Origin of the sequence: Variovorax nivicola, assembly GCF_051216475.1 — a bacterium.
Lineage (GTDB): Bacteria > Pseudomonadota > Gammaproteobacteria > Burkholderiales > Burkholderiaceae_C > Variovorax.
In genome coordinates this window covers 435,723-450,779 of the sequence record NZ_JBPJZK010000002.1, presented here as the reverse complement: position 1 = coordinate 450,779, position 15,057 = coordinate 435,723, and the positions used below count along the sequence as shown (strand labels likewise).

Here is a 15,057-nt window from a genome sequence, read left to right as displayed (position 1 = left end):
CTCCTGGGAGATTGCGAAAAGGTGAACAAACGGTGAGCGACGGGGACTGGACTCAATGCGCGCGCAGGTCCGACAGGAAGCGCTGCGCGCGTGGATGCTGCGGACTGCCGAAGAAGGTCTCGGGGTCGGCTTTCTCGAGGATGCGGCCCGCGTCCATGAACCAGACGCGGTCGGCCACCTCGCGGGCGAAGTTCATTTCGTGGGTGACGCACATCATGGTCATGCCGTCGTTGGCAAGCCCGCGCATCACCGACAGCACCTCGCCCACCATCTCGGGATCGAGCGCGCTGGTGGGTTCATCGAACAGCATGGCCGGCGGCTCCATTGCCAGCGCGCGGGCAATCGCCACGCGCTGCTGCTGGCCGCCCGACAGCTGCGCCGGGTACGCACCCGCCTTGTTCGACAGCCCGACGCGTTCGAGCAGTTGCCCGGCCTTGGCCTTCGCGTCGGCGCGCTTCACGCCGAGCACGCGCATCGGCGACAGCATGATGTTCTCCAGCACCGAAAGGTGCGGAAACAGGTTGAAGCTCTGGAACACGAAGCCGATGCGGCTGCGCAGCTTGTTCAGTGCCGCGCTGCCCATGGGCGCATGGATGTCATGGCCGTCGAACAGCAGCTGCCCCGACTTCACCTCTTCCAGCCGGTTCACGGTGCGGATCAGCGTGGACTTGCCTGAGCCCGAGGGCCCGCAGACCACGACGACCTCGCCCTTCTTCACCTCGGCGTTGATGTCGGCCAGCGCCTGGTAGTCGCCGTACCACTTGTTGATGTTCGAGAACAGGATCATGGTGTCGTCCTTGGCGGCCACGGGCCTGCCTGCGGGGTGTGGAGCGGGCGCATTCATGGCTGCGTCACCACGGGGGTCGGAAGCGGCACGCCGTCTTCGGCGGCCTTCACCGGCGCGGCGCCAAGCCGCTTGTGCGCGATGCGCCGCTCCAGCCATTGCGCCAGCTGGGTCAGGCTGAAGCAGACCACGTAGTAGGTCATCGCGAGGATGAAGAACACCTGGAACGGCTTGGTCAGCAACTGGTTGTTGATCTGGTTCGCCGCGAAGGTGAGTTCCTGCACGTTGATCACGTAGCCCAGCGTGGTCTCCTTGATGGTGGAGATGAACTGGCTCAGCATGCTCGGCAGCATGTTGTAAAGCGCCTGCGGCAGGATCACGAACCACATGGTGCCCAGGTGGCTGTGGCCGAGCGCACGCGCCGCCTCGCTCTGGCCCTTGGGCAGCGACTGGATGCCGGCGCGCACCACCTCGGAGAGGTAGGCGCCCTCGTAGATCACCAGCGTGCACAGCATGGTGGTGAAGCCCGAAACCTCGCGCCCGATGAGGATGGGCACCAGGAAGTAGACCCACAGGATCACCATCAGCAGCGGCACGCCGCGCACCACGTACACCAGCACGGTGGCGGGCCAGCGCAGCAGGCGCCAGGGCGAGAGCCGCGCCAGCGCGAGCAGCACCGACAACGGAAAGGCCAGCACGATACCCAGCACCGACAGGATCAGGGTGGCGACGATGCCACCGAGCGGGCCGGTGGGGTACTGGCCGACCAGCAGCAGCAGCCAGTTGTCGCGGAGAATTTCGTAGACGCTGTACATCGTGGGTCCCGGCTGTTTTCTTTACCTTGCACCGACGATGCGGTAGCGCCGCGACAACCAGCCGCCCACCGCCATGATGAGCAGCGAGCACACCAGGTACAGCACGGTGGCCACGCTGTAGGCCTCGAAGGTGCGAAAGCTCTGGCTCTCGATTTCCTTCACCGCGTGCGTCAGTTCGGCCACGCCGATGGCCATGGCCAGGCTGCTGTTCTTGAACAGCGACACGCTGTGGTTCACCAGCGCCGGCACCGCGTTGCGGATGGCCTGCGGCAGCATCACGTGGCGCATGGAGCCGATGTAGCCGTGGCCGAGCGCGCGCGCGGCCTCGGCCTGCCCCGACGGAATGGCGCGCAGGCCCGAGCGCATGTCTTCGCTGAAGTAGGCGGCCTGGCACAGGCCAAGCGCGACGATCGACAGCAGCCTCTCGGCGTTGTGCACCGACAGCCAGCCCTGCAGCGCATCGGGCAGCAGGCTGAAGATGCCGAAGTACCAGAACATGAGCTGCACCAGCGTAGGCACATTGCGGTGGTAGGAGACATAGCCGGCCACGATGCGTTCGGCAATGCGGTTCGGCGTGAGCCGCACCACCAGCAGCACGATGGCCATGGTCATCGCCAGCAGCCAGGAGCCGGCCGCGATCTTCAGCGTCTCCAGCAGGCCGTGCAGCAGCATGTCGCCGAACTCCGGCTTCAGCAGGATCGCCAGCAGGTCGAAGTCCTTCATGCGCTGTTCCTTTGCGTGGCGTGCATGGAGCGGGGGCTCAATCGCGCGGCGTTTCCGGCCGCGTGGTCGAGAGGCCGCCGGGCACCTGCAGCGTGGGCGTGATTTCCATGTGGCCCACGTTCACCGCAATGGGCGCAGCAATGGCGAAGGCGATGGCGTTGGCGATGTCTTCGGCCTGCGGCAGTTCGTAGCCTTCGACGAAGCGTTTGTAGGTTTCTTCGGAGTCGCCGTGCACGTGCGCGAAGATGTCGGTGGCCACGCGCCCCGGGCAGATTTCGGTGACGCGCACGCGCTTGCCGAAGCAGTCGATGCGCAGCTGGCGCGACAGCATGCTCACGGCCGCCTTGGTCGCGTGGTAGGTGCTGTTGCCGCCGAAGTTGTAGGCCGCGGCAATGGAGCTGATGTTGACCACGTGTCCGCGATCACGCGCCGCCATGCCGGGCACCACGAGCCGGCACAGATGCAGCACGGCACGCAGGTTGACGTCCACCAGCAGGTCGATGCCCTCGGCGTCGGCCTTGAGGATGGAGCCGGGGCGGTCCACTCCGGCGTTGTTGACCAGCACGTCGAACTCGACTTCCTTCGCGAGGCGCGTGACGGCGGCGAGGTCGCTCACATCGATGGCGTGCGGTATGCAGCCGGTGCGCGCGGCCAGGTCGGCCAGTTTGTCGGCGCTGCGCGCCAGTGCGTGGACCTTCAGGCCTTCTTTGCTCAAGCGCTCGACGACGGCGGCGCCGATGCCTGAAGAGGCTCCGGTCACCAGCGCGGTCTTGTAGTCGGAAAACGGCATATCGGGTTCTTTCGTTAAGGGGCAGATGACTGCCTGGAATTCACTGTAGCCAGCGCCTGTTCGCGGCGCCAAGACGGATTGACTGTGGAGCGATAAGCCCCCCTTATGTCGCCCGGCATCTGTGCATATGAGTAAGGGTAAGCACCATGTTCGTGCCCCGATGCATCAGGTCGATTGCCTGGAGATGGGCACCACGCGCCCCGCCTGCTCGACCACGCCACGCACGGCGCGGGCCAGGTCGACGGCGCCGAGTGTGTCGCCGTGCAGCAGGATCGAATGCACGCGCATCGGTATCTTCTTGCCGGTGCTGCTGGTGACGGTGCCCTCTTCGAGAAGCTGGCGCACGCGCGCAAGCACCGCGTCGCGCTCGTGGATGACGGCGCCGGGAAGCTTGCGAGGCACCAGCAGGCCGTCGTCGCCGCAGGCGCGGTCGGCCAGGAAGGTGGTGCGCACGCGCAGGCCGCAGCGCTCGGCCGCGCCTTCGATGGCGCGGCTGGCGGAGGTGCTGACGGTGAGCGAGGGATCGAAATCGGCCACGGCACGCACCAGCGGCTCGGCCAGCGCGGCGTCGGCCGCGGCCATGTTGCCGAGTGCTCCGTGGAAGCTCATGTGCGTCATGCGGTGGCCGGCGGTGCGGGCCATGCCTTCCAGGGCACTCAACTGGTAGAGCACGTACGCCACCAGTTCCTTGGTCTCTATCTGCATCGGCCGGCGCCCGAACCCCATGAGGTCGGGAAAGCCCACGTGCGCGCCCACATCGACGCCGCGCTGGCGCGCCATGCGCACGGTGCGATCCATGATGACCGGGTCGCCCGCGTGGAAGCCGCAGGCCACGTTGGCGGAAGAAACGATGTCGAGCAGGGCTTCGTCCTCGCCCATGCGCCAGGGGCCGAAGCCTTCGCCGAGGTCTGCATTCAGATCGATGTCCATCGTGAATCCTTGTCTCGTTCGTCAGAGGGGGTGCAGGTCGAACAGCGGTGTGCCGTAGCCGACTGCGAGGCTGTCCGCCACGTGGACGTTGTCCACGATGCCGGCCTGCGGTGCTGTCACGGGGAGCAGCAGGGGGCCGATCTTCAGCAGGCCGATGGTCTGGCCGGCTTCCACGCGCTGGCCGGTGCGCACCAGCGGTGTGGTGGCCAGTGGATGGCCTTGCAGGAATATGCCGAGCGAAGGAGCGGGGATCTTCAGGAGTTCGGGCTCGGCTTCTTCATCCGGCAGTTCGATGATTTCGTCGCCCTGCCTTCCGAGGCGCAGGGTGCCTTGTGGCGTGCGCAGTTCGAGCAGGCCTATGTCGGTGCCTCTCAGCCAGTCGGCGAGTTGCGGAGTGCGCAGTGTGGTGTCCTGCATGTCAGTTTTTTCCGGGGTGCGTGCGAAGAACACCGGGTACTCCCCTCCGCGAATGTCCCCCGCCTTCGGCTCCTCCTTTATTTCGCTGCGGGGAGCACCCGGTGCTCTTCGCACGAGGACACGCCGTTGGCTTGCGGCTGATCAACCAGTGCTCTGAACGATCACGCCGATGGGGTGCCTTGCGCAGCGAAATAAAGGAGGAGGCCGAAGGCCGGGGGACATTCGCGGAGCAAGGTACCCCGTCGGCGTGATCGCGCCATGGACAACGAATCTCAGACATGAGGCGCCCCCCGATGCAGTTCCACCACTCGCGCCACCTTGTCGAGCCATGCGCGCACTTCGTCGAGCGCGGCCAGGGCCTCGTCCCAGGTGGTTTCGATGAAGCGCATGCGGCTGCCGATGGGCGCCTGGCCGAGGCGCCACATGTCGGCCTCGATCACGGTGCCGAACTTGGGGTAGCCACCCGAAGGCTGGGCGTCGCGCATCTGGATGATGGGCTGCCCGTTGTGCGGCACCTGGATCACGCCGGGCACGATGCCGTGGGAGCGCAGTTCCATCGGCGCGATGGGCCGCAGCGCCTCTCCGTCGAGGCGGTAGCCGTAGCGGTCGCTCTGGGAGGTGATCTTCCATTCGCCGGCCCAGAAGGCATCGCGCGAGGTCGGCTCGAAAGCCGTGTATTCGGCCGCGGGCAGCACGCGCACGGCTGCCACGCCGTCGCGCTCCAGCGGCAGTGCGAGCGCGGGCGGCACGAGGCCGAAGCCGGTGCGGCACGCATTGCCTGCGTCGGCTGCGCGAAGCACATCGCCCCGGCGCAGCGCGCGCCCCTCGTGCCCGCCGAAGGCGCCGCGCAGCTGGGTGCTGCGCGAGCCCAGCACCTCGGGCACGTCGATGCCGCCGGCCACGCACAGCACGGCGCGGCTGCCGCGCTGCGCGCCGCCTTGCGGCAGGCCCAGCGTGAGCACCTGGCCGGCGCGCGCCTGATGCACCCACCAGGGCAGCAGGGGCTGGTCGTCGAGCTTGGTGGCGCAGTCGGCGCCGGTCAATGCGAAGGCACAGTCTTCGTCGAAGCGCACCTTGAACGGGAACACCGGCACCTCGATGGCAGCCGCACCGAGCGCATTGCCCAGCAGCAGGTTGCCGGCGGCCAGCGCGAGGTTGTCCATGGCGCCGGAGGTGCCGACACCCCAGCGCAGGCTGCCGGTGCGGCCCAGGTCCTGCACGGTGGCGAGCGCGGCGGACGAAAGGATTTCGATCATCGGACGATGCCCTCCACGCGGAAACGGATCATGTCGCCCGGCTGCAGCATGGCGGGCGGGTCTTGCGCCGGATCGAAGAACACCATCGAGGTGCTGCCGATGGTGTTCCAGCCGCTGGGGCCGGCCGATGCCGACACGCCCGTCTGCGCACCGCCGATCGACACCGCGCCACCCGGGATGCTGAGCACTGGCGTCTTGCGACGCGGCGTGGCGATGCGCGGGTCCATGCCGCCCAGGTAGCAGTAGCCGGGATGGCTGCCGAGCGCATACACCGGGTAGAGCGGCGCGCTGTGCAGCTCGACGATGGCCTCGACGCTCAGGCCCGTGTGGGCCATCACGTCGGCCATGTGCGGACCGCCCTCGCCGCCGTAGACCACGGGGAGCTCGACCACGCGGCCTTCGCGCGGCACGGCGGGGGCCGCGCTCCAGGCGTCGCACAGGCGCGCGCACAGCGCATCGAGATGGCGCGGCGCGCGCGTGAAGGTGAGCATCAGGTTGTTCATGCCCGGCACGGCCTCGCGCACTTCGGGCCAAGCCTCGGCTTCGTGCGCCAGCGCCCAGATGCGCTGCTGCGACGGCAGGTTCATGTCGCCGGGCGCTTCGAACAGCAGCGCCGTGGTGCCCAGAAGGCTGATGGACGGTTCGGTACGGGATGCCTGTGCGCTCACGCCGCGCTCCTTTGCTGCAGCCAGCGTTCGAGGTGATGGATGTCGACGCCGCCGGCGGCAAAGCCGTCGTCGCGCAGCAGTGCGCGGTGCAGCGGCACGTTGGTGGCAATGCCTTCCACGTACGTCTCGGCCAGGGCCAGGCGCATGCGGTCGAGTGCATCGGCGCGGGTGTCGCCGTGCACGATGAGCTTGGCGATCATCGAGTCGTAGTACGGCGGCACGCGATAGCCGGCGCCGGCGTGCGAATCGACGCGCACGCCGAAGCCGCCGGGCACCTGCCAGCCAGTGATGCGGCCGGGCGCGGGCGCAAAGGTGTCGGGGTTCTCGGCATTGATGCGGCACTCGATGGCATGGCCCTGGCAGCGCACGTCGGCCTGCGCCAGCGACAGGCGCTCGCCGAGTGCCATGCGCAGTTGCTGCTGCACGATGTCGATGCCGGTGGTCACCTCGGTCACCGGGTGTTCCACCTGCAGGCGGGTGTTCATCTCGATGAAATAGAAGGCGCCCTTCTCGTACAAAAACTCGAAGGTGCCAACGCCGCAGTAGCCGATCTGCCGGCACGCGGCCGCGCAGCGCTCGCCCACCTCGGCCATCAGCGCGTCGTCGATGCCGGGCGCGGGGGCCTCCTCGATCACCTTCTGGTGGCGGCGCTGCAGCGAACAGTCGCGGCTGCCCAGCCACACGGCGTTGCCGTGGCTGTCGGCCAGCACCTGGATCTCGACATGGCGCGGATGCAGCAAGAACTTCTCGATGTAGACCTCGGGGTTGCCGAAGGCCTGGCGCGCTTCTTCGCGCGTGAGCGCCATGGCGTCGAGCAGCGCGGCCTCTTCGTGCACCACGCGCATGCCGCGCCCGCCGCCGCCGCCCGCGGCCTTCACAATCACCGGGTAGCCGATGTCGCGCGCCAGGGCCAGCACTGCGGCCGGGTCGTCCGGCAGCGCCTCGTCGGGACCGGGCACGCAGGGCACGCCGGCCTTGCGCATCGCGCGCTTGGCAGAAACCTTGTCGCCCATGGTGCGGATGCAGGCGGCGCTGGGCCCGACGAACACGAGGCCGGCCTGCTCGACGCGCGCGGCAAAGCCCGCGTTCTCCGAGAGAAAGCCGTAGCCGGGATGGATTGCCTGCGCGCCGCTCACCTCGGCGGCGAACAGGATGGCGGACTGGTTGAGGTAGCTCAGGCGCGGCGCTGCGGGCCCGATGCACAGCGCCTGGTCGGCCTGCGCGACATACATCGCGTCGCGGTCGGCCTCGGAGTACACGGCCACCGTTCGCAGGCCGAGGCCCCGGCAGGCGCGCTGGATGCGCAAGGCGATTTCTCCCCGGTTGGCAATGAGCACGGTGTCGAACATCGCGCGTGCCTCCTTACCCGAAGCGGAACAGGGGCTGCCCTGCTTCCACTTCCTGGCCCGAGTGAACGAGCACCTGCTGCACGGTGCCTGTGCGGTCGGCGCGGACTTCGTTGAACATCTTCATCGCCTCGATCACGCACAGCAGTTGGCCGGCTTCCACGGCCTGCCCCGGTTGCACGAAGGGCGCCTCACCGGGCGCGGGCTGCAGGTGCACCACGCCGAACAGCGGTGCAAGGCACTCGGCACTGGCAACCGCCGTTGTTTCGTCCAGGGCCTGTCGCGGAGCCTTGCGTACGCCGGACGGGCTTCGCGCAACGGATGGAGCGGGCGCGGCGCCCAGCGCCGACAGCTTCACCAGCCGCAGCGTGCTGCCGTTCTCGCTGTACTCCAGTTCCGCCAGGTCCGATGCGGCCAAAGCGTCGATGAGCGTCTTGATCTGTTCCTGCTTCATGCCGGTGGCTGTGATGGCCGACGCGTTCCGCGAACGCGTGACGGCATGCATGAAAGGTAACGGGCCGCGGGCCTGAAGCCAAAGACGGATTGGCTGTGCCGGGATAAGGGCGCCTTATGACGGGCGCCTTGCGGCCTTACGACAAGGCGGCGAGCTCGGGCTCAGGCGTCGATGCGACGGTGCGGGCCAGGTCGACCACGAGTTCGAGCAGGATGTCCTTCACCGCCTGCGCGGGCTCGGACAGCGGCAGGTGGTCGGACTGGCACAGCGCCAGCGGCGCCTCGATGACCGGGTCGACGATGGGGAATTGCCAGGCCCCGCAGCTCGCGACCACCTCGCGCGCCATCGACGCCGGCAGGATGGTTGCGCCCAGCCCGTCGGCGATGGCCGCCGTGAGGGTGAAGGCCGATTCGATCTCCGCCACCACGCGCGGCACCATGCCCGCGCGCACGAAGGCCGCATCCACCAGCTTGCGCACCACGTTGTACGGGCGCGGCAAAAAGAGTTCGATGTCACGCAGGTCGGCCAGCTTCACCGGCTGCGAGGGTGCGGGCATCGATGCGGGGCCGACAAGGAACAGCGGCTCCTTGAGCAGCGGCAGGAACGTGAGCCCGTGAATCGCCTTGTCGCCATACAGCACGGCCAGGTCCATGCGGCCGTTCATGATGAGCTCGCTCAGCGTAGTGCCGTAGTTCTCGTTCAGGTAGAGCAGGATGCCCGGGTGGCGCGCGCGCACGGTGCGCAGCAGCGGCAATGACAGCGCCGATGCGGCCGTGCCGGGCGCGAGCCCCACCGACACCTGGCCCGAAAGCCCTTCGCCGGCAGCCTCCATGTCGACGCGGGCCTGCTCGCACTGGCGCAGGATGATCTGCGCATGGCGGTACAGCACCTTGCCGGCTTCGGTGGGCGTTACGCCGCGCTTGGTGCGCACCAGCAGTTGCTGGCGCACTTCGCCCTCGAGCGTGGCCAGTTGCTGGCTCAGCGCGGGCTGGGCAATGAAAAGGACCTCGGCGGCCTGCGTCAGGCTGCCGATGTCCACGATCTTCACGAAATATTTGAGGCGTCGCAGGTTCACGCCTTGTCCCCAAGCAAAAGCCAAGCCTAGCACCGGCCCTGCACAGCCGGTATCAGGGCTCACCATAAGCTGCGCCTATACGACCAGTGAAAAGTCGTCTTGGCCTCGCACCTTCGATGTGCGTACCGTTCGGTCCATGCAAGCCACTACCTCCCGCATTGCCGCCCGCGTGCGGCGCATCAAGCCCTCGCCCAGCACCTCGGCCGCCGACCGCGCCAACGAACTGCGCAGGCAGGGCAAATCGATCGTGAACCTCGTGGTGGGCGAGCCCGACTTCGACACGCCGCCCCACATCCGCCAGGCCGCGGCCGCCGCCATCGAGCGCGGCGCCACGCGCTACACGCTGATGGCCGGCACGGTGGAGCTGCGCGAAGCCATCGTCGCCAAACTCGAACGCGAAAACGGCCTGCGCTACGCGATGAACGAGATCATTGCCACCAGCGGCGCGAAGAGCGCGATCTACAACGCCTTCGCGATCACGCTGGAGCCGGGCGACGAGGTGATCATTCCCGCACCCTACTGGGTGTCGTACCCCGACATGGTGCTCGCCTGCGAAGGCACGCCCGTCACCGTGGCCTGCCCCGAAGCTCAGGGCTTCAAGCTGGCGCCCGCGCAGCTCGAGGCTGCCATCACGCCGCGCACGCGCTGGCTGCTGATCAACTCGCCGAGCAACCCGACCGGCGCGAGCTACACCGCCGCCGAATACCGCGCGCTGGCCGAGGTGCTGGAACGCCATCCGCACGTGATGGTGATGACCGACGAGATCTACGAGCACATCCGCTTCGACGGCGAAGCAACGCCGCATCTCCTCGTGGAAGCGCCCGCGCTGCGCGATCGCACGCTGATAGTGAACGGCGTCTCCAAGACCTATGCGATGACCGGCTGGCGCATCGGCTATGCGGCCGGGCCGGTGGACCTGATCAAGGCGCTGGACACGCTGCTGTCGCAGTCCACCGGCAACTGCTGCTCGGTGAGCCAGGCGGCGGCCGCAGCAGCACTGAACGGCGACCAGAGCTTCGTGGCCGAGAGCGTGGCCGTGTACAAGCAGCGGCGCGACCGCACGCTGGAGCTCGTCAACGACATTCCCGGCCTGAGCTGCGCCACGCCGCCCGGCGCCTTCTATCTGTACATCAACTGCGGCGGCCTCATCGGCAAGACCACGCTCGAGGGCAAGCGCCTGAACGAGGACGGCGACGTGGTGATGTACCTGCTCGAAAGCGAAGGCGTGGCCGTGGTCGCGGGCACCGCATACGGCCTGTCGCCCTACTTCCGTCTTTCCATTGCCACGTCGATCGAGACGCTGGAAGAAGGCTGCACGCGCATCGCGCGTGCCGTGGCCGCACTGCGCTGACGCGCGCTGAAAACTCACAAGGACCAGTCATGCCCTACAAAGCCATCCGCAAGAACCCGTCGGCCCCGCAGGTTGCGCCGGCCATCATCGCCGCGCTGCGCGACATTCCGGTGGCCGCGCTCAGCGACAACCTGCACCGCAACATCGGCAGCGTCGGCCTGCAGCCGTACCACCGCCCCGGACACAAGACCATGGCGGGCACGGCCGTCACCGTGAAGACGCGCGGCGGCGACAACCTCACGCCGATGCGCGCCTTCGAGTTCTGCCGGCCCGGCGACGTGCTGGTGATCGATGCGGGCGGCGACGTCACCAACGCGGTCATCGGCGGCATCCTGTCGTTCTATACCGCGACCATCGGCACCGCGGGCCTGGTGCTCGACGGCGCCATCCGCGACGTGGCCGAGATCCGGGAGCGCGACTACCCGGTGTACGCGCGTGGCGTGAACCATCGCGGCCCGTACAAAGATGGCCCCGGCGAAATCAACGTGCCGGTGTCGGTCGGCGGCATGATCGTGAACCCGGGCGACATCGTGGTGGGCGATCAGGACGGGCTGCTGGCCTTCTCGCCCGACGAGGCCGAGTTGCTGATCGAGAAGGCTCGCGCGCACCTGGAGACGGAAGCACGCACGATCCAGGCGATGAAGGAAGGCCGCTGGGACCGCTCCTTCCTCGATGCGCTGGAAGCGCGCTGCGCGAATTGAAACTGAAGCAGTCAGGCGCCTGAAGCGCCACCGCTGACCAGCGCCCACAGCGCCTCGGCCACCGGCGCCATGTGCGCCTGCTGGCGGTACAACCGGATGTCCACCGGCACGCGCCATCCGCCCGCGCCGGCATCGACCAGCGTGCCGCTGCGCAGATCGTCGGCCACCAGGCTCATCGGCAGCCACGCAAGGCCGCGACCTTCGAGCGCCATGGTGCGCAGCAGCGCGGCATGGTGGGCCGTGAAAACGATCGACAGCGACGCGGCGAAGTCCTTGCCGAACTCGCTGTCCTGCATGGCCCGCATGATCCGGCCCAGTCCCGAGGCATCGCTGTAGGCCAGCACAGCGGGCGACTGGCCGGCGCCCAGCGCATGCAGCGGCGCGCCGTTCGCATCGGGCGCGCTCACAGGCACCAGCACGTCTTCGCTCAAACGCTGAACCGGGTAACCGGTGTCGTCGAGCCGCCCCGGCGCACCCGCGTGCCCGTGGCACAGCACGAACTGCACGCGGCGCTGCAGCATCAGGTCTTCGCAGGCGTACGAGCTGTCGGAAACGGTCTGGATCGGGCCCATGCTCAGGCGCGACTCCACGCTGCCCAGCCAGCGCGGAAAGAATGTGAGCGACAGCACGTGCGTGGCGGCGAAGCTCAGGCTGGCGGCGTCGAGGTCGTGTGCGGCGCGGGCCTTGATGCGGGCGGCTTCAAGGCCCGCGAGCACTTCCTGCAGCAGGGGCTGAAAGCGCTTGCCCGCCGCCGTGAGCGCGGTCGGGTGCCCGCTGCGGTCGAACAGGTCGACCCCCACCCACTCCTCCAGCGACCGGATGTGGCGGCTGAAGGCGGGCTGCGCAATGGAGCGCGCCTGCGCGGCACGCGAGAAATTGCCGGACTCGGCCAGGGCCAGGAAATCTTCCAGCCATTCGAGGTCGAGGGGTCGGTTGCCGGGGCCCATGCGCAGCGCAGTTGAATAGTTGTATGCGATTCGAGTATTGGACGGCCCGCGCCCCGCCGGCAAAAGATGCACCCATTCCTGCACCTTGAACCACAACGGAGACACAGCATGCCTTCCATCGCGAATTATCGCGGGATCATCCCCGCCATTTCCTGCCCCTTCACGGTCGATCACCGCATCGACGAACCGGCACTGCGCAAGCTGGCTTCGTGGCTCGCCGGCCATGACGGCGTGGTGGCGATCATGACCAATGGCCACACCGGCGAAGTGTTTTCGCTGACGCCTTCGGAGCGCGCCGAGGTGACGCGCATCGTCGCCGACGAGCTGCGCGGGCGCACTCCGGTGATTTCATCGATCGTGTGCGAGGGCCTGGCCGAGGCCGCCGAGCATGCACGCGCCGCGCAGGCCGCGGGCGCGGTGGCGCTCGACGTGATGCCGCCGCACCACTGGCTGCGCTTTGGCTTCACGCCCGGCCATGCGCTGCAGTACTTCGAGGCCATCCACCGCGCCGCGCCGGAGCTGGACCTGGTCTGCCACGTGTACCCGGCATGGACGCGCGCCTCGTACTCGTCGCAGCTGCTGGCCGAGCTGGCGCGCCTGCCCTACCTGCAGGCCTTCAAGGTCGGCCAGCGCGACATGAACAAGTACGCCCGCGACATCCAGGCGATCCGCGAGGCCGATGCATCGAAGGCCATCCTGACCTGCCACGACGAGTACCTGCTGGCCTCGATGGTGCAGGGCGTAGACGGCGCGCTGGTCGGCTTCGCGACCTTCATTCCGCAACTGATCATCGACCTGTGGAACGCGGTGAAGGCCGGTGACCTGAAGAAGGCAATGGCGGTGCAGGCGCTCATCACGCCGCTGAAAGATGCCGTGTACGGCGGCGGCGAGCCGACCGGCGAGGCGCATGCGCGCATGAAGGGCGGCATGTTCCTGGCGGGCGTGCTCGACAACGCCACCGTGCGTCCGCCAACCGAAGCGCCGAACGCGCGCGAGATGGATGCGCTGCACGCCGCCGTGCAGCAGGCCGGCCTGTCGAAGCACTGAGCCACGGGCCACGTTGCCCCGATGAAAAACCACAAGGAGACAAGAGACATGCAACGCAACCATTTCCTGCGGGCCACGCTGGCCGCCCTCGCGCTGGCTGCAGCGTCAACCGCCGGCTTCGCCCAGACCTGGCCCAGCCGCCCGGTGCGCATGGTGATTCCGTTTCCGCCCGGCGGCACGCTCGACACCATCGGCCGCCTGCTGGCGCAGAAGCTCGGCGAGCAGACGGGCCAGAGCTTCATCGTGGAGAACCGCGCGGGCGGCAACGGCGTGATCGGTGCCGACGTGGTGTCGAAGGCGCCGGCCGACGGCTACACGCTGCTGTTCAACGCCTCGACCTTCACGACGGCGCCGATGACCATGAAGTCCGTGCCGTACGAGGTGGTGAAAGACTTCACCCCGGTAGCGCTGGTGGCCAAGGCGCCGCTGTCGGTGGCCGTCAACAAGAACCTGCCGGTGACGGACGTGAAGTCGCTCATCGCATACGCCAAGGCGCACCCCGGCAAGATGACCTTCGCGGTGGGTTCCATCGGATCGGCCGGGCACCTTTCGACCGAACTGCTCAAGCGCGCGGGCGGCGGACTCGACTACCTGATCGTGCCGTACAAGGGCACGGCACCCGCGTTCCAGGACCTGATCGGCGGGCAGATCGACGGCTTCATCGACCCCATCCTCGGCTCGCTGCAGTACCACAAGAGCGGCATGCTGAAGGTGATTGCCGTCACCTCGGCCACACGCGCCACCAGCCTGCCGAACGTGCCCACCGTGGGCGAGAGCATTCCGGGCTACGAGTTCTACAGCTGGTATGGCCTGTGGGGGCCGGCGAAGCTGCCGGCCGCCGTCACGCAGCGGCTGAATGCCGAAGTCAACAAGGCGCTCGGCACCGACATGCGCGAGACGCTGGGTGCGCAGGGCCTGCTGCTGACGCCGGGCAGCGTCGAGGACTTCGTGAAGTTCCAGGCCGACGACATGGCGCGCTCGAAGAAGATCATCGTGGAGGGCAACATCCATGTCGAATGAGGCCACCACTGCCCCGCACGCGGTGGTGACGGGCAGCAGCGGCGGCATCGGCCGCGCCATCGCGTCGCAGTTGCTCGAAGCGGGTTGGCGCGTGAGCGGGCTCGACCTGGCAGCGCCCACGTTGTCGTCTCACGCGCGCTTTGCGCATGTGGCTGTCGACCTGTGCGATGCCGATGCCATCGCGCGCACAGCCGCCGCGCTTCAGGACGCCGATGCGCTGGTGCATGCGGCCGGCGTGCTGCGCGTCGGCCCGCTGGGCGCGCTCGACCATGCGGGCGGCGAACTGATGTGGCGCCTGCACGTAGACGCAGCCACGCGGCTGGCCGATGCGCTCGTGCCAGCGATGGCCGCGCGCGGCCACGGTCGCGTCGTGTTCGTCGGCAGCCGCGTTGCACAGGGCCTGCCCGGTCGTGGCCAGTACGCCGCGACCAAGGCGGCGCTGATCGCGCTCGCGCGCAGCTGGGCGGCGGAGGTAGCCGCACAGGGCGTGACCGTCAATGTGGTGTCGCCCGGCGCAACGCAAACCTCAATGCTGCAGGACCCGGCCCGCGCGGGCAGTGCGCCGCGCATGCCGCCCATCGGCCGGCTGATACAGCCCGAAGAAATCGCTGCGCTCGTGGGCTTTCTTCTGTCGCCGCCAGCGGCGGCCATCACGGGGCAGGACGTCGCCATCTGCGGCGGCTCGTCGCTGCACCGCTGAACGTTTCTTCGCTTTCCCATCCCTCGAACCCGA

17 protein-coding genes are annotated in these 15,057 nt (G+C 68.1%); 5 read left to right on the top strand and 12 right to left on the bottom strand.

All coding sequences use genetic code 11. The annotated features are described in order from the left end of the window. Positions 1 to 52: 52 nt before the first annotated feature. From ACSFBF_RS10710 to nac, 11 genes are all read right to left on the bottom strand, one after another. The gene (locus ACSFBF_RS10710; protein ID WP_093077570.1) at positions 53 to 787 is read right to left on the bottom strand and encodes an amino acid ABC transporter ATP-binding protein; all 735 of its coding nucleotides are present in this window, start codon (positions 785 to 787) and stop codon (positions 53 to 55) included. Positions 788 to 840: 53 nt separating this feature from the next. Beyond that, a complete protein-coding gene (locus ACSFBF_RS10705) occupies positions 841 to 1,599 on the bottom strand; it encodes an amino acid ABC transporter permease (protein ID WP_435466699.1) in 759 nt (252 codons plus the stop codon). Positions 1,600 to 1,620: 21 nt separating this feature from the next. Further along, positions 1,621 to 2,322, bottom strand: a complete 702-nt coding sequence (locus ACSFBF_RS10700; protein ID WP_435466697.1) for an amino acid ABC transporter permease — start codon at positions 2,320 to 2,322, stop codon at positions 1,621 to 1,623. Between the two features lie 37 nt (positions 2,323 to 2,359). Then, a complete protein-coding gene (locus ACSFBF_RS10695; protein WP_435466695.1) occupies positions 2,360 to 3,112 on the bottom strand; it encodes an SDR family oxidoreductase in 753 nt (250 codons plus the stop codon). Positions 3,113 to 3,277: 165 nt separating this feature from the next. After that, positions 3,278 to 4,042, bottom strand: a complete 765-nt coding sequence (locus ACSFBF_RS10690; protein WP_435466692.1) for a LamB/YcsF family protein — start codon at positions 4,040 to 4,042, stop codon at positions 3,278 to 3,280. A 21-nt stretch (positions 4,043 to 4,063) separates the two neighbouring features. Further along, positions 4,064 to 4,459 carry an acetyl-CoA carboxylase biotin carboxyl carrier protein gene (locus tag ACSFBF_RS10685; protein ID WP_435466690.1) on the bottom strand — a complete coding sequence of 132 codons (396 nt, stop codon included), beginning with the start codon at positions 4,457 to 4,459 and terminating at the stop codon, positions 4,064 to 4,066. A gap of 272 nt (positions 4,460 to 4,731) precedes the next feature. Beyond that, positions 4,732 to 5,715, bottom strand: coding sequence for a 5-oxoprolinase subunit C family protein (locus ACSFBF_RS10680; protein ID WP_435466688.1), 984 nt, complete (start codon positions 5,713 to 5,715; stop codon positions 4,732 to 4,734). Continuing rightward, positions 5,712 to 6,383: a 5-oxoprolinase subunit PxpB gene (gene pxpB, locus ACSFBF_RS10675; RefSeq protein WP_435466686.1), complete on the bottom strand. Its 672-nt coding sequence runs from the start codon at positions 6,381 to 6,383 to the stop codon at positions 5,712 to 5,714. The genes ACSFBF_RS10680 and pxpB overlap by 4 nt, the downstream gene beginning before the upstream one ends. Further along, positions 6,380 to 7,732, bottom strand: a complete 1,353-nt coding sequence (gene accC / locus ACSFBF_RS10670) for an acetyl-CoA carboxylase biotin carboxylase subunit (protein WP_435466684.1) — start codon at positions 7,730 to 7,732, stop codon at positions 6,380 to 6,382. The genes pxpB and accC overlap by 4 nt, the downstream gene beginning before the upstream one ends. A gap of 13 nt (positions 7,733 to 7,745) precedes the next feature. Further along, on the bottom strand, positions 7,746 to 8,183 hold the full coding sequence (locus ACSFBF_RS10665; protein WP_435466682.1) for an acetyl-CoA carboxylase biotin carboxyl carrier protein: 438 nt from the start codon (positions 8,181 to 8,183) through the stop codon (positions 7,746 to 7,748). Between the two features lie 136 nt (positions 8,184 to 8,319). After that, complete coding sequence (gene nac / locus ACSFBF_RS10660) at positions 8,320 to 9,258, bottom strand: nitrogen assimilation transcriptional regulator NAC (protein ID WP_176928866.1); 939 nt, start codon at positions 9,256 to 9,258, stop codon at positions 8,320 to 8,322. 136 nt (positions 9,259 to 9,394) lie between these two features. On the opposite strand from nac, the gene ACSFBF_RS10655 reads away from it, so the two are divergent. Both ACSFBF_RS10655 and ACSFBF_RS10650 read left to right on the top strand, forming a co-directional pair. Continuing rightward, positions 9,395 to 10,609, top strand: coding sequence for an aspartate transaminase (locus ACSFBF_RS10655; RefSeq protein WP_435466680.1), 1,215 nt, complete (start codon positions 9,395 to 9,397; stop codon positions 10,607 to 10,609). A 29-nt stretch (positions 10,610 to 10,638) separates the two neighbouring features. After that, entirely contained in the window at positions 10,639 to 11,310 is a 672-nt protein-coding gene (locus ACSFBF_RS10650) for an RraA family protein (RefSeq protein WP_435466678.1), read from the top strand. Between the two features lie 11 nt (positions 11,311 to 11,321). On the opposite strand, the gene ACSFBF_RS10645 is transcribed toward ACSFBF_RS10650, so the two are convergent. Continuing rightward, a complete protein-coding gene (locus ACSFBF_RS10645; RefSeq protein WP_435466676.1) occupies positions 11,322 to 12,257 on the bottom strand; it encodes a LysR family transcriptional regulator in 936 nt (311 codons plus the stop codon). A gap of 108 nt (positions 12,258 to 12,365) precedes the next feature. Between ACSFBF_RS10645 and ACSFBF_RS10640 the strand changes: the two genes are divergently transcribed. The 3 genes from ACSFBF_RS10640 to ACSFBF_RS10630 are packed head-to-tail and all read left to right on the top strand — an operon-like array spanning position 12,366 to position 15,024. After that, positions 12,366 to 13,304 (top strand): dihydrodipicolinate synthase family protein, encoded by a 939-nt coding sequence (locus ACSFBF_RS10640; protein WP_435466674.1) that lies wholly within the window; start codon positions 12,366 to 12,368, stop codon positions 13,302 to 13,304. A gap of 48 nt (positions 13,305 to 13,352) precedes the next feature. Continuing rightward, positions 13,353 to 14,324: a Bug family tripartite tricarboxylate transporter substrate binding protein gene (locus tag ACSFBF_RS10635; protein WP_435466672.1), complete on the top strand. Its 972-nt coding sequence runs from the start codon at positions 13,353 to 13,355 to the stop codon at positions 14,322 to 14,324. Next, a complete protein-coding gene (locus ACSFBF_RS10630) occupies positions 14,314 to 15,024 on the top strand; it encodes an SDR family NAD(P)-dependent oxidoreductase (RefSeq protein WP_435466670.1) in 711 nt (236 codons plus the stop codon). The genes ACSFBF_RS10635 and ACSFBF_RS10630 overlap by 11 nt, the downstream gene beginning before the upstream one ends. Positions 15,025 to 15,057: the final 33 nt, after the last annotated feature.